The 14,800-nt window shown below is 42.7% G+C and carries 14 protein-coding genes; 5 read left to right on the forward strand and 9 right to left on the reverse strand.

Features of this window, described 5'->3' with window-relative positions; genetic code table 11:
* Positions 1–130: 130 nt before the first annotated feature.
* Positions 131–550 (forward strand): acetyl-CoA carboxylase biotin carboxyl carrier protein, encoded by a 420-nt coding sequence (gene accB, locus ACAM37_RS05275; protein ID WP_007116723.1) that lies wholly within the window; start codon positions 131–133, stop codon positions 548–550.
* 56 nt (positions 551–606) lie between these two features.
* Positions 607–1,974, forward strand: a complete 1,368-nt coding sequence (accC, locus tag ACAM37_RS05280; protein ID WP_096488859.1) for an acetyl-CoA carboxylase biotin carboxylase subunit — start codon at positions 607–609, stop codon at positions 1,972–1,974.
* A gap of 52 nt (positions 1,975–2,026) precedes the next feature.
* Here the strand turns inward: accC and ruvA are convergent, their stop codons facing one another.
* The 4 genes from ruvA to ACAM37_RS05300 all read right to left on the reverse strand — a co-directional run bounded on the left by ruvA (position 2,027) and on the right by ACAM37_RS05300 (position 5,777).
* A complete protein-coding gene (gene ruvA / locus ACAM37_RS05285) occupies positions 2,027–2,647 on the reverse strand; it encodes a Holliday junction branch migration protein RuvA (RefSeq protein WP_065252615.1) in 621 nt (206 codons plus the stop codon).
* 107 nt (positions 2,648–2,754) lie between these two features.
* On the reverse strand, positions 2,755–3,792 hold the full coding sequence (fba, locus tag ACAM37_RS05290; protein ID WP_007116726.1) for a class II fructose-bisphosphate aldolase: 1,038 nt from the start codon (positions 3,790–3,792) through the stop codon (positions 2,755–2,757).
* A gap of 214 nt (positions 3,793–4,006) precedes the next feature.
* The gene (locus ACAM37_RS05295) at positions 4,007–4,411 is read right to left on the reverse strand and encodes a hypothetical protein (protein ID WP_007116727.1); all 405 of its coding nucleotides are present in this window, start codon (positions 4,409–4,411) and stop codon (positions 4,007–4,009) included.
* 175 nt (positions 4,412–4,586) lie between these two features.
* Positions 4,587–5,777: a phosphoglycerate kinase gene (locus ACAM37_RS05300; RefSeq protein ID WP_369626790.1), complete on the reverse strand. Its 1,191-nt coding sequence runs from the start codon at positions 5,775–5,777 to the stop codon at positions 4,587–4,589.
* A gap of 278 nt (positions 5,778–6,055) precedes the next feature.
* Here ACAM37_RS05300 and ACAM37_RS05305 point away from each other — a divergent pair, with 278 nt between their 5' ends.
* A complete protein-coding gene (locus ACAM37_RS05305; RefSeq protein ID WP_007116729.1) occupies positions 6,056–6,382 on the forward strand; it encodes a TraR/DksA family transcriptional regulator in 327 nt (108 codons plus the stop codon).
* Positions 6,383–6,493: 111 nt separating this feature from the next.
* Here the strand turns inward: ACAM37_RS05305 and ACAM37_RS05310 are convergent, their stop codons facing one another.
* Both ACAM37_RS05310 and ACAM37_RS05315 read right to left on the reverse strand, forming a co-directional pair.
* Complete coding sequence (locus ACAM37_RS05310; RefSeq protein ID WP_369626791.1) at positions 6,494–7,528, reverse strand: D-alanyl-D-alanine carboxypeptidase family protein; 1,035 nt, start codon at positions 7,526–7,528, stop codon at positions 6,494–6,496.
* A gap of 355 nt (positions 7,529–7,883) precedes the next feature.
* On the reverse strand, positions 7,884–9,635 hold the full coding sequence (locus ACAM37_RS05315) for a glutamine--tRNA ligase/YqeY domain fusion protein (RefSeq protein WP_369626792.1): 1,752 nt from the start codon (positions 9,633–9,635) through the stop codon (positions 7,884–7,886).
* A gap of 212 nt (positions 9,636–9,847) precedes the next feature.
* On the opposite strand from ACAM37_RS05315, the gene ACAM37_RS05320 reads away from it, so the two are divergent.
* Positions 9,848–10,357: a peptidylprolyl isomerase gene (locus tag ACAM37_RS05320; RefSeq protein WP_369626793.1), complete on the forward strand. Its 510-nt coding sequence runs from the start codon at positions 9,848–9,850 to the stop codon at positions 10,355–10,357.
* 9 nt (positions 10,358–10,366) lie between these two features.
* On the forward strand, positions 10,367–11,152 hold the full coding sequence (locus ACAM37_RS05325; protein WP_369626794.1) for a UDP-2,3-diacylglucosamine diphosphatase: 786 nt from the start codon (positions 10,367–10,369) through the stop codon (positions 11,150–11,152).
* Between the two features lie 23 nt (positions 11,153–11,175).
* Here ACAM37_RS05325 and ACAM37_RS05330 read toward each other — a convergent pair whose 3' ends face one another.
* The 3 genes from ACAM37_RS05330 to murU all read right to left on the reverse strand — a co-directional run bounded on the left by ACAM37_RS05330 (position 11,176) and on the right by murU (position 14,796).
* Positions 11,176–11,913 (reverse strand): phosphoribosyltransferase, encoded by a 738-nt coding sequence (locus ACAM37_RS05330; RefSeq protein WP_083106203.1) that lies wholly within the window; start codon positions 11,911–11,913, stop codon positions 11,176–11,178.
* A gap of 8 nt (positions 11,914–11,921) precedes the next feature.
* Positions 11,922–13,919, reverse strand: coding sequence for a transketolase (gene tkt, locus ACAM37_RS05335; RefSeq protein ID WP_369626795.1), 1,998 nt, complete (start codon positions 13,917–13,919; stop codon positions 11,922–11,924).
* A gap of 178 nt (positions 13,920–14,097) precedes the next feature.
* The gene (gene murU / locus ACAM37_RS05340; RefSeq protein ID WP_369626796.1) at positions 14,098–14,796 is read right to left on the reverse strand and encodes an N-acetylmuramate alpha-1-phosphate uridylyltransferase MurU; all 699 of its coding nucleotides are present in this window, start codon (positions 14,794–14,796) and stop codon (positions 14,098–14,100) included.
* Positions 14,797–14,800 lie beyond the last annotated feature (4 nt).

Here is a 14,800-nt window from a genome sequence, read left to right on the forward strand (position 1 = left end):
CAAATTTTAAGTGTACAAACGTACACAAATATACCCTGCTATATCTATTTATTTTAGAAAAATCTTGTTACAATACGGCAATCTATGAATTAGTAGTCTATAAAGCGTATAATTTTAAGGTAGTTAGGATATGGATATAAGTAAAATCAAGCAACTTATTGACTTAATGGAAGAGCGAACGTTAGCAGAATTAACCGTACAAGATGGCGATAAAAAGGTCTCTATTTCCCGCCATTTACCCCAAGCGAATGTTCAACCCGTCACAGCAACTACAACCACCACGACAACCGCTAATGCTGCCCCTGTAAAATCTGGCATGGTAGAAACATCACCGATGGTTGGGGTGTATTATGTTGCACCGAGTCCTAATGACGCTCCATTTATCAAGGTCGGTCAACAAGTACAAGCAGGCGATAGTTTAGGCATTATTGAAGCCATGAAAATCATGAACCCGCTTGAAGCCACCCAGAGCGGTATCATTGCAGAAATCTTGGTACAAAACGGCGATGTGGTGCAATTTGGTCAACCGATTGTCCGTTACGAGTCTTAATTTTTAACTTTTTTGTATATTTGAAGTTTGATTATCGATAAAAATTAGGGATAGCAATGATAAAAAAATTACTGATCGCCAATCGTGGTGAAATTGCGCTTCGCATTGTTCGCGCTTGTAAGCAGCTTGGCATCCAAACGGTGGGCGTCTACTCAACTGCAGATGACAACTTAATGCACCTTCGATTCGTTGATGAATCCATCTGTATTGGCAAGCCCAATGCCAGTCAAAGCTATCTCAATATCGATACTATCTTAACAGCCGCAGAAATCTCTGGCGCTGATGCCATTCACCCAGGTTATGGATTTTTATCTGAAAATGCCGAATTTGCCGAACGCGTGGAAGAGGCAGGGCTAACCTTTGTAGGTCCTGCGCCTGAGCACATTCGCTTAATGGGTAACAAAATATCCGCTATCAACGCCATGAAAAAAGCCGGTGTGCCTACCGTCCCTGGCTCAGTGGGTAGCGTCACTCTGGCTAACGCTGAAGAACAAGCTAAAGCCATTGGTTTTCCTCTGTTAATCAAAGCGGCAGCGGGTGGTGGTGGTCGTGGTATGCGCGTGGTTGAACGCCTTGAGCAGTTATTGTCTCAAGTGCAAGCCGCCAAACAAGAAGCCGAATTGTGGTTTGGAGATGATAGCGTCTATATGGAGCGCTTTTTAAAAAACCCACGCCATGTCGAAGTGCAAGTTTTAGGTGATGGCGAAGGCAATGCCATTCATTTATTTGATCGCGATTGCTCGCTACAACGTCGTCACCAAAAAGTGCTTGAAGAAGCCCCTGCCCCAGAGATTCCTGAGGATATCAAAGAACCCATTTTGCAAGCTTGCGTCCGCGCTTGTGAGCAAATTAACTATCGCGGTGCAGGGACGTTTGAATTTTTATATGAAGATGAGCAATTTTTCTTTATTGAGATGAATACCCGCGTACAGGTTGAACATCCTGTCACCGAGATGATTACCGGCATTGATGTGGTGGTTGAGCAGCTTAAAATCGCATCTGGCTATGGGTTATCGTATCGTCAAAACGAAATAGAAATTCGCGGTCATGCCATCGAGTGCCGTATCAATGCCGAAGACCCTGTGACTTTCATGCCCTCACCCGGTACGGTGACCCACTTTTTTATGCCAAATGGTAGCGGTGTACGTTTTGACTCGCACCTTTATCCCAACTATGCCATTCCTACCTTTTATGACTCATTGATTGGCAAATTAATCTGTCATGGGCAAACCCGCGAGCAAGCGATTGCCAAGCTTCGCCATGCCCTTGATGAGCTGATTATTACAGGCATCAAAACCAATATGCCATTGCATCGCGATGTGATTTTGCAAGACAAGGCATTTTGTAAACAAGCGCAAAACATTCATTATCTAGAAAAAAACTTATTATCTCAGCCAGATGCGTCAAAAACCGAAAAAGAATAAAGTTAATGGTGAAAAAAAGAGGGTCATTTGCGCCTCTTTTTTTTATGCAATTTTAATTCATCGCCAAATTCTTAAGAGACGCTTTAAGCAGATTTTGGATGGTTAACGGTGAATCAATGGCAGATTTTGCCAGTTTTATCGCAGCTTGCGCTTCTTTATCGCGATATCCTAGTGCAATCAACCCCGCTTCGACTTCAGCAATAATAATGCCTTCATTGCCACTATCGGTCTCTAATGGCAATGAAGGGGCAAAACCTGACGTATCACCTAAATGCTTGATTTTGTCTTTTAATTCAACAATCAATCGCTGTGCGGTTTTTTTGCCAACCCCTGGGATACGCGTCAATGCGAGCTCATCATTGTTCATCACAAACTGGTGCAACTCCTGCACCGTTACGGTTGACATCATTGCCAACGCCATCTTTGCCCCCACCCCATTGACTTTAAGCAACAGTCTAAACACTTCCCTATCGCTATGGCTTAAAAACCCAAATAACAACTGAGCATCCTCTCGTACCAAAAAATGTGTCCACAAGGTGACGGACTGATTTAATTGTACTTGGCAAAATGCATTGAGCGGCATCTCAATTTCATACCCAACACCGGCTGTGGTCATCAGCACTACCGTAGGTGCCATTAGATGATGCACTTGCCCTTGAATTAATCCTATCATTGATGACTCACTACAAATAATTTAATCCAATAAAAAAGTGGGCAACCTCAGTCAACCCACTTGAATGTCATGCTTTTTAGTCATTGGCTAAAACTTAGCTCTAGTGTTTAGTTATAGAAACTAACCATTTTTTCTAGACTAATTGGGCGAATTTTATCCGCATTACCCGCCGTACCAAATGCGGTATAGCGATCGATACAAACCGCTTTCATCGCATCGATAGTCTTGGCAAAATATTTGCGTGGGTCAAACTCTGCTGGGTTTTCAGCGAGGAATTTGCGAATCGCACCGGTTGATGCCAGACGTAAATCGGTGTCGATATTAACTTTACGTACACCATGTTTGATGGCTTCTACAATTTGCTCAACTGGCACACCATAAGTCTCACCGATATTGCCGCCATTTTCATTAATCACTTTAAGCCATTCTTGTGGCACACTTGAAGAGCCGTGCATCACGAGGTGAGTATTAGGAATGCGGGCATGAATTTCTTTGATACGTGCAATCGATAAGATATCATCGGTAGGTGGTCGGGTAAATTTATACGCCCCGTGGCTAGTACCGACTGCAATCGCTAGTGCGTCGACGTGGGTATCGTTAACAAATTGCTCAGCTTCATCCGCACTGGTTAATAGCTGTGAGTGGTCAAGTTTACCTTCTGCCCCTACGCCATCTTCTTCGCCAGCCATACCCGTTTCGAGACTACCTAAAACGCCAATTTCACCTTCTACCGATACGCCACAAGCATGAGAGAGTTTTACCACTTCACGCGTCACTGCCACATTATAATCATAGTCTGCAGGGGTTTTACCATCACTCTTTAATGAGCCATCCATCATCACTGATGAAAAACCCAATTGGATTGAACGCTGGCAAACCTCTGGGCTAGTTCCATGGTCTTGGTGCATAACGACTGGAATATGTGGCCACTCTTCAATGGCAGACAAAATAAGATGGCGTAAAAATGGGGCACCTGCGTATTTGCGTGCGCCTGCCGATGCTTGCACAATCACAGGTGAGTTGGTTTCATCGGCTGCCATCATAATGGCACGCATTTGCTCTAAGTTATTGACGTTAAATGCAGGAACACCATAGTTGTTTTCTGCTGCATGGTCTAAAAGCTGACGCAAAGAAATCAAAGCCATATTACTTTCTCTTAGTAAAGTTAATAATCAATTGAAAATTTTAGAAAAATTGGGTTTTGCCATGTTGGACAAGGCTTGAGTATAACAGAAGTGCACTACAATTTAAATTCAAAAAAATAACTTTGAAATGATTGATATTATGAAAAAATAGTTAACTCAATAAAATAAAAAGCCCCAAAATGATTTTGGGGCTTTTTTAGGCTGAATGCTAAATTTAGTATTTTTGTTTTTCTGGCACGGTTGTTTGAATATCAGTATTGCTATTTGCTGCATCGTTTTTAACCGCTTCTGCACCTTGGGCTACATTGGCTGCACCAGTCGCTACAGCAGAGGCTACGTTTTCGGTGGCTTGCGCGGCGCCATTGGCAACAGCTTCAGTCGCGTTGATTGCTGCGCCTTGGGCAACCGCGGCACCCGTGGTAGCAGCACTGGCAACTGCGTCACCTGCATTTGCTGTTGCACTGGCGGCACTTGCAGTCGCGTCTTTAATGTCTTGACCCGCTGCGCTTGCTGCGGCTTCAGGTTGACCGTTAGCTGCAGCTTCTTCCGTTTTTTTACTACATGCCGTGATTGATAAAGTGGCTAATAAAGTTGCCAATACTAAATTACGTTTTAACATATTAATTCCTTAAACGCCAAACATATGGGTATACATACTTGCATAATATCTTATCGACAATATATTTTTGGTGCAATTAATTACAATGTTTACCATACAAATATTAACTTAACATTACATTAATTCAGCCATGATAAATTTAAATCGCTGAATTAATGACAATGATTATTAGCGTTTAGGCACGTTGGCTCAGTGCGTGCACGGCAGGTAGCGTTTTACCTTCCACAAATTCTAAGAACGCCCCACCCCCGGTTGATGTGTAGCTTACTTTATCGGCGACCTTGTATTTATCAATCGCAGCGAGCGTATCACCACCGCCTGCAATGCTAAAGCCTTCACTTGCTGCGACTGCTTCACTGACGATTTTGGTACCTTCCCCAAATTTATCAACTTCAAATACGCCTACAGGACCATTCCATAAGATAGTTTTGGCATTTTTAATCGCATCGGCAAGTTTCGCCGCACTGCTTGCACTAATATCTAGAATCATTTCATCATCTGCAATGATATCGACCGATTTGGTTACGGCATCGGCAGATTCTAGCGAGCCCAAAAAATCATCAAAATCAATTTGTGATTTTTTGGCGACGACCACTTCGTCAGGTAGTAATACATGGGTCTCTTGCATAATGCTTTTGGCAGTTTCCACCATGTCGGCTTCATATAGGGATGCACCAACATTGGCACCTTTGGCTGCCAAGAATGTATTGGCAATACCACCACCTACAATGATTTGGTCACAGATTTTTGCCAATGATTTAAGCACATCTAACTTCGTAGAAACTTTCGAGCCACCAACAATCGCAAGCATGGGCTTGGCTGGGTTATCTAAAGCTTTGGCTAATGCATCAAGTTCTGCCGCTAACAATGGACCTGCACAAGCAGTCTTTGCTTTGGCAATAATGCCTTCTGTTGACGCTTCGGCACGGTGAGCCGTACCAAAAGCATCCATCACAAATACATCACATAAAGCGGCATAGCGTTCAGATAAAGCGGCATCGTTTTTCTTCTCACCCGCATTAAAACGTACATTTTCCAGTAGCACAACTTCACCTGGGGCTACTGTCACATTATTTTGGGCGTAATCGGTCACTAATTTGACAGGTTTGCCCAAAGCATCGCCCAAATAATCTGCCACTGGCTGCAACGAATATTTGGCTTCAGGGTTTGATGGGTCTGGGCGACCTAGATGCGAACACACGATAACCGCTGCACCTTTATCTAAAGCCAACTGAATAGTGGGTAAGCTTGCTTTTAAGCGGGCATCATTGGCAATTTTGCCATCTTTTAACGGTACATTCAAATCTTCGCGGATTAAAACTGTTTTGTCAGAAACATCAATATCGTTTAAACGAGCAAATTGCATGGATTAACCTCTAAGTTAACAACAGGATGGTGACCCGTAGGGGTCGATAAAACGTTGTCACATGACAACAAAAATTGAATGAAAAAATAAGCGTAGATTAGCATATTTTGAGTATTTTTAACATTATTGGTGCTATCAACTAACGCCACGCAAGGTGATAACACGGTATTACTACTATATTACTACTTTATTAAGAAGGGTCTTGATGATAAGCTTATAAGAACAAAAACATGAATGCAGCACTGCGTTCAATATTTTATTATCAAATTGGAGGCCGTATGGTTGACCTTGACAAAGCAAAACAACGATTACTTGACCTAAAACAAGAATACCAAACTCGCGTGTATAAAATCCAAAATGATATGCAAAATCCTGATACGGATATGACCCAAGATTGGGATGACCAAGCGGTGATTAATGAGCAAAACGATGTACGTAAAAACTTGCTAGTCGAAGCCAAGCAAAACCTTGAATTGGTGAATAATGCCTTACTTCGTATCGAAAATGGGACTTATGGTATTTGTACCGTCAGCGGTGAAGAAATCGAGCCCGCGCGCCTGGAAGCAGTACCCTTTGCAACCACCTGTATGAAACACGCTAAATAGCTTATAAAACACACCAAATAGCTGGTTTTGGTAGTTTTGCACCCATAAAAAAAGCAAGGACAGTTATCCTTGCTTTTTTATCAAAAAATCAGTCAGTAAATTGCGAATTGATTAGGTAAATCGGCGCATGCTTAAATTAGCAATAATGTTTTCTGCATCGTTCCAACGGGTTTTTGAGTCATTGGCGCCCAATAACACTACGATGGCTGGACGATTACCGACATTGGTTTCAAACAAAACACAGTTACCCGCTTCACGAATATAACCTGTTTTTGATAGGCCAATATTGTATAAACCATCGCGCACCATGTAATTGGTACTGCGCGCTGCAACCGTGCGATAACCTGAATTGATATTATTTACCCCAAATTGGCGGCTAGGCGTAGTACTAAACTGGCTAATTAAATTATGCTTATAAGCATAGCGCGCCAAAATTGCCAAATCACGCGGTGATGCCACATTCCGAGAATCCAAACCCGATGGGTCATAATAACGGGTTTGCGTCATCCCCAATTCACGCGCTTTTTGGTTCATACGGCTGATAAAATTATCATAGCCCATAGGGTCAGTACGTGCTAATGCTTTAGCCGCGGGATTTTCCGATTTCATCATCATCATCAACAGCATTTCAGCACGATTAAGCTGATCGCCAACTTTTAGACGGTCACTACCCGATTGTTTTGGGGTTTTGAAATCTAATGAACTAATCGTCAATGTTTCGCTCATGTTAGCGCCTGATTCCGCCACCACCACAGCTGTCATCAATTTACTAATTGAGGCAATCGGACGGGCGATATCAGCATTTTTTTCATAAATGGTATTGCCCGTTAACGCATCCACTACCAAAGCGCCTTTGGAATTGGCAAAATAGCTACCCGAAGCCCGTGTGCTATCTTGAGACCACGCTGGATTGTAGCTATCATCCTCACTGTATGCATTATTATAGTTATTGTAATTACCACTATTAAAATTTGTCGTCTGTGGCGTGCTGTTATACATGATGGCACGGGCTTTGTCTAAACTACCCTGCCCACCCCAACTAACTTTAGCTTGGCTACCTGTCTGCATATTTAATTCAGCATTACTTTGTACGCCAACCAGTGCAATGACAGCACCTAACAACGTTTTCTTTAACAATGTTTTCATTTCAACACTCTCAATCAAATCATGGTTAACTTGCTGTTGGATAAAGCATACAGTTACCAAAACTACCAATATATTTACGAAAAACAGATGAACAACGATACCTTAAGCCTAATAGCCATTAAAATCAAGCCATTAAAAGTTACAAAATCTAACAAGAATAACGGATTGATTACGCAAGACTGATTTAAATTTACGATGAGTAGTTTAGCACAGTACATATGTTACGCATGTAAAAAAACAAAAAAAGCGTTTAGCTAATACAATAATAAAACCATAAGTAACAATAGGTTAAGATATCTTTTAATAAAAAAGCTGACATATTACTATGCCAGCTAATTTATAATTTAACGATGATTTATGGTTTGAAACTGTCTTTTAAGGTCACAATACGGTTAAACACCAAATGCTCTGGTGAATAATCTTTACTATCTGCCACAAAAAACCCTTCGCGTTCAAATTGGAACCGCTCGCCTGGATTGACTTGTGATAAAGAAGGCTCGACAATGGCATCTACTTCACGTAGTGAATTGGGATTAATCTCTGCGGCTAAATTATTGATGTCAATTTTGGCGGGGTCTTCTTGGTTAAACAGCTGCTCATACAGACGTACCTTCGCAGGTACACCTAGACTGGCTGACACCCAATGTATCACACCTTTAACCTTACGACCTTCTGGATTGTTGCCCAACGTTTTTGGGTCAATAGTCGCTGTTAAGCCTACCACTTCGCCATTGTCGTCAGTGATGTTTTCCTCAATCTTTAACACATAACTATTGCGTAAGCGGATTTCTGGGTTTTGCGGTGATAAACGTTTATAGCCTTCAGGCGGCGTGATTTCAAAATCCCCTTTATCAATATAAATTTCTTTGGTAAAAGGAATGTCACGCATACCTTGGCTGTCATCATGGCTATTTTTAGGCTGGGTCAACCATAAAACACCATTGTCGAGTTTAGTTTTTACACTGTCTTTTTTGAGTGTTTCAACATTGGCAACCGCTTCATCAAAATTGGTAATCGTCACTTTTAGCGGGTTTAGCACTGCCATTGCACGATTCACATGCTCTAATGAGTTACGGATACTAAACTCGAGTAAGCCAAAATCCACCACACCGTCTGACTTGCTCACGCCTACACGGTCACAAAAATCCCGCAAGCCTTCAGGGGTATAACCACGGCGGCGCATACCGGCAATTGTCGGCATACGAGGATCATCCCAATCGCTCACCAAGTCATCTTCAACCAGTTTTTTGAGTTTGCGTTTACTGGTCAAAATGTGGTTTACGTTTAGGCGTGCAAATTCATATTGGTGTGGTTCTTTGGCAAAGCCCACTTTATCTACCACCCAGTCATAAAATGGACGGTGGTCCTCAAATTCTAGGGTACAAATCGAATGCGTAATACCTTCGATTGCATCTGACAACGGGTGAGCATAATCGTACATGGGATAAATGCACCAATCATCGCCTGTTTGGTGATGCGCTTGGTGCATGACACGATACAAAATTGGATCGCGCATATTCATATTGGGGCTTGCCATGTCGATTTTGGCACGAAGCACCGCTTCACCGTTGCCATATTTGCCAAGTTTCATATCGTCAAAGCGTTGCAAATTCTCTTCAACACTGGCATCACGGTATGGTGAGTTTTTACCTACTTGACCAAAATTGCCGCGGTTTTCACGAATCTCCTCAGGACTTTGCAAATCAACATAGGCATCGCCTTGTTTGATTAATTTCACCGCCCAATCATACAATTGAGCAAAATAACTGGACGCATAGCGCGCTTCGCCTGCCCAGTCAAAACCAAGCCATTTGACATCATCTTTGATATTATCTACAAACTCCTGATCTTCAGCATCAGGATTGGTGTCGTCAAACCGTAGGTTACATAGCCCTGCAAACTCCTTGGCAAGCCCAAAGTTGAGACAAATAGATTTGACATGACCCAAATGTAAGTAGCCATTGGGCTCGGGTGGAAAACGGGTCACAATCTGGCTATATTTTTGCGAAGCAAGGTCATCGCGTACAATCGCACGGATAAAGTCATTTTTTTCACCATTGGTTGCTGTATCGTCGGTTTTTGTATTTTTGTCGGTCGTCGCCGTCATTTGGTTGCCCCTTACCTATTACAAAAATGTTGAACTAATCTGCCATTCTAGCAGTTTTTTGACATCGAAAAAACTTAAATGAATTTAATTGAAACATTTAATTTTGCCAACTTTGCAAACTAAATACTGACTTTTTGATTGAAAATCGCTAGGATAGCCACAACAATTGCAAGATACGTTTTTTTAACCATAAAAACCATTAGGAGCTCACAATGGATATGCCATACGTAGAATTAGAAACCACCATGGGTAACATCGTTATCGAACTCAATCAAGAAAAAGCCCCCAACACGGTGGCAAACTTCTTAGAATACGTTAAATCAGGTCATTATGATGGCACGATTTTTCACCGCGTCATTGACGGTTTTATGATTCAAGGTGGTGGTATGGACGCCAACATGACAGAAAAATCTACCAATGCCCCAATCCAAAACGAAGCAGATAATGGCTTAAAAAATGAATTCGGCACGATTGCAATGGCACGTACTTCTGATCCACATTCAGCGACTGCGCAATTTTTTATCAATGTAAAAGACAATAGTTTCCTAAACTTCTCAGGCAAAAACCCACAAGGCTGGGGCTATGCGGTGTTTGGTAAAGTGATTGAAGGCATGGACATTGTCAATAAAATCAAAGGTGTACCGACTGGTAAATACGGTTTCCACGCTGATGTACCAACCACGCCTGTGGTGATTACCCATGCAAAAGTAATTGAAAAATAATTTTTTTGTATGCAACATTTTGCAGATTTGGTCACCGATAATCCCTCCGCCATTACGCAGGTTATTATCAGTGACTTACATTTGAGCATAAATGAGCCTGCCACTAATCCTTTAGGGCAGGCTTTTTTAGATTTTTTAGATAAATTGGCTTTATTGCCCAACCTAAAACAGTTTTTTATCCTCGGTGATTGGTTTGAAGCTTGGCTAGGGGATGATGTTGCCGATACAGACACCTTAACAGGTGCGCTTCAGCCGATTATAGCAAAGCTCAAAGCATTATCTGATAAAAATTGCCAGATTTTTATCATGCATGGTAATCGGGATTTTCTGCTTGGGCAACAATTTTGCGACAAGTTTGGCGGGCAATTGATTTTTGAGCCGTTTTATTTGACATTCAATGGCAGAAAAGTTCGCCTAGAACATGGCGATGCGCTGTGCACCGATGATAAAGGTTACCAACGCTTTCGCAAAATCATCCAACATCCTATCACTAAAAAAATTTTGCTCGCGCTACCCATCAAAAAACGCCAACAAATCGCGCAAGATTTACGCCAAAAAAGCAAAACTGATAATGCCAAAAAATCCCTGCAAATCATGGATGTCAATGAACAAGCCGTGAGACAAGCCTTGCAAAAAGCCGATATACTGATTCATGGGCATACTCACCGCCCTGCTGTTCATCAAATTGGCGATAAGAAACGGTTGGTGCTCGGCGATTGGCGGATTAGAGATAATCAGGTACTTGCTGAAATTTGTCTTATTGATGAAACCTCGATTATCTTATTACCACTTTAGTCATCTTTAAAATTTTTTGACTATTAATAGAGGCTCTTTTGAAGTCCTGCTTCAATGAGTCTATTTCTGATTTCGTCAAGTGATTTTGGTTTTTTGAAATGCCCGAGTTCACCGCTTGTGAGGTATTCGAGAGGAAAGTGAAATTCATTTTGCCACCATTGAGCTAAATCAGGATGTTTAAGCTGAATTAATTGTATCATTTTTTGGGTTGGAACAATATCAAAAAAAGGTAATTGATAGCCAGTTAATACAACTGCTTGAATTACCTTACCGCCCATTGTTTCTATATAGCCTTTAAGTCCTGCTAATGTCCCACCCATCGCCACTGTATCATCAACGATTAAGTATTCTCGACCACGTTCAACTTCGCCAGTAAAAATAGCTTGTCTGACGATTCGCTCATAAGCACTAGCCTTAGTATGGTTCGCTTTTACAGCTTGTACGATATCAAAGGTGATGGGCAGATTTAACTCATTGGCAAGAATTTGACCAAATACCATTGGAAGTCTATTATTTCCCAAAAATTCTATCGCTAATACAGGAGCGATAATAGGAGATTTTCCTTGTAAGCAATGCTTGATACTTGCTATATCCTTTTGTGTCATCAATTGAGTTAAAAGTTTAATAGCGGATAATTCATTACCCGATTTGGCTTGTATATACAGATCTTCATCGAGGTTTTTCAATGTATTTAAAGCATATAACACCAAAATGGGTGGAAAATCCACCCAAGTTGTTCTTTTAGCATATATACTATCCATGATATTGCTTAAACAACCGCTTTTACAGCTCGAATCACCGCATCAGTGGTGATGTTAAAGTATGGGAACAAGTCTTTGGCAGGGGCAGACTCACCAAAGGTGGTCATACCCACGACTTTACCATCAAGCCCTACAAACTTGTACCAATAATCGATATGGCTGGCTTCAACCGCCACACGCGCACGCACTTGGGGTGGTAACACGCTGTCACGGTAGTTGATTTCTTGTTTGGCAAACACTTCAGCACACGGCATTGATACAACACGCACGCCCAAACCTTCGGCAGTCAACTCAGTATAAGCATTCATTGCAAGCTCAATCTCTGAACCTGTGGCGATGATGACGGCACGTAGCTCGCCTTGTTCTTTGGCTAGTACATAGCCACCTTTGGCAATATTGGCTACTTGCTCGATATCTCGCGCTTGGTGCGGTAGGTTTTGACGGCTAAAAATCAGCGCGGATGGGGTTGATTTTGCCTTCAAGGCTTCTACCCATGCCACGGCTGACTCGACCGTATCACACGGGCGCCAAGTATGCAGGTTTGGGGTGGCACGCAGACTTGACAACTGCTCTACAGGTTGGTGAGTAGGTCCATCTTCACCCAGACCGATTGAGTCGTGAGTATAGACACTAATGACGCGTTGTTTCATTAAGGCTGACATACGCACCGCATTGCGCGCATATTCCATAAACATCAAGAACGTTGCCACATACGGAATAAACCCGCCATATAAGGCTATACCATTGGCAATCGCCGTCATACCAAATTCACGCACACCGTAGTGAATATAGTTACCTGCCGCATCATCTTCGAGCGCCTTGGCATTTTTAAACCAAGTCAGATTTGACCCTGCCAAATCAGCAGAACCGCCCAGCAGCTCTGGCAATAATGGCTGTAAGGCATTGATTGAATTTTGGCTGGCTTTACGCGTTGCAATGTTTTCTGGGTTATTTTGACACGCCTTGATAAATTCCTGGGCTTGTGTCTCAAAATTTGCTGGCAAGTCACCATTCACACGGCGAAGTAACTCACTGGCAAGCTCTGGGTAAGCGTCTTTATAAGCATCAAACTCACTTTCCCATGATTGCTGTAGCGCTTGACCTTTAACTGTGCAGTCCCACCCTTCATAAATATCGTCTGGAAGTTCAAAGGCTTCGTGATCCCACTTGAGTGCTTGACGGGTGAGCAAGATTTCATCCGCGCCAAGGGGTGCGCCATGTGAGGCCTCCAAGCCTTGCTTGTTGGGTGAACCTGCGCCAATCACGGTTTTACAGATAATGAGTGAGGGTTTATTTTTTTCAGCTATGGCATTTTGGGTCGCTTGGGTAATGGCATCGGTATCATGACCGTCAACTTTTTGCACTTGCCAACCATAAGCTTCGAAACGTTTTTGGGTGTCATCTGAGAACCAGCCTTCGACGTCACCATCAATCGAAATACCATTGTCATCATAGTATACAACCAATTTGCCCAGTTGCAGCGTACCGGCTAATGAGCAAACTTCATGGCTAATACCCTCCATCAAACAACCATCACCTAAAAAGCAATAGGTTTGGTGGTCGATGACTTGGTGACCATCTCGGTTAAATTGCGCGGCTAGGGTTTTTTCTGCAATCGCAAAACCTACGGCATTGGCAATCCCTTGACCCAAGGGACCTGTGGTAGTTTCCACACCTGCGGTATAGCCATATTCAGGGTGACCGGGTGTTTTAGAGTGCAATTGGCGGAAATTTTTGATATCCTCAATGCTAACGTCATATCCCGTCAAGTGTAGCAAAGCGTACTGCAACATTGAGCCATGACCATTTGAAAGCACAAAACGGTCGCGATTTAGCCAATTTGGGTCGGTTGGATTGTGCTTTAAAAACTTACGCCATAACACTTCAGCGATATCTGCCATGCCCATCGGCGCGCCTGGATGTCCAGAATTGGCTTTTTGCACCGCTTCAAAGGCTAGGGTACGGATGGCGTTGGCAAGACGACGTTCAGAAATTGGGGTTGTCATTGGCTTTCCTATATCACAGAATTAAGTACAGAATTAAATTTTGTCGTATGTAACATGCTAAAAATAAAACTGTGACAAATTTTATCACAGTTTTGGGTCATTTTTTTAGCTTTAACCGTTTAGTTTGCTCGGCTTTCAAATAAAAGCAAAATGGCAAAAGATGAAATTTTCTGTCAAATTACTTGTTAGCCGACAATTTTTGGTTCAAATTTTCTAAGCGCTCAAGCGTGCCTACATCGACCCATGCATCGCTCAGCAAATCCCCCATCACCAAACCGGCTTGCATGGCTTGTTTAAGTAGTGGCGCAAGCGGCGCAGTCTCCCCTGCCTTGACCGTATCCAATAATCTTGGTGACATTACGCTAATCCCTGCAAAAGTATATTTTGGCGCACCTTCTGCCTTGACCATGCCATTTTCTAAGGCGAAATCGCCTGTTGGGTTGTGCGTCGCTTGGTCGGTGAGTAGCAAATAAGCCTGCGAATCGTTTAGATTAAGCTGGCTTAGCTGGGCAAAATTAAAAGGCGTCCACACATCCCCATTGACCAAAATAAATGGCTGGTCTTTTAATTTACCAGTAGCCAAAGCCAGCTTGATACCGCCTGCTGTCTCAAGCGGTTCTTCTGGTTCAATCGACCAATGAATGGTGACACCGTATTGACTGCCATCCCCGATTGCATTTAGCAGTTTGTCAGCAAGCCATGACACATTGATGGTGATATCGGTGATACCCGCTTGTTTGAGCGCTTTGATATGCCATACGATAAGCGGCTGCCCGCCGACTTCGACAAGCGGTTTTGGCGTGGTCAAGGTTAAAGGGCGCAGCCGAGTGCCTTTACCCGCGGATAAAATCATGGCTTGGGTGATGGTGGTTGACATGGGG

Source organism: Moraxella sp. K23, from assembly GCF_041154765.1.
Lineage (GTDB): Bacteria > Pseudomonadota > Gammaproteobacteria > Pseudomonadales > Moraxellaceae > Faucicola > Faucicola tetraodonis.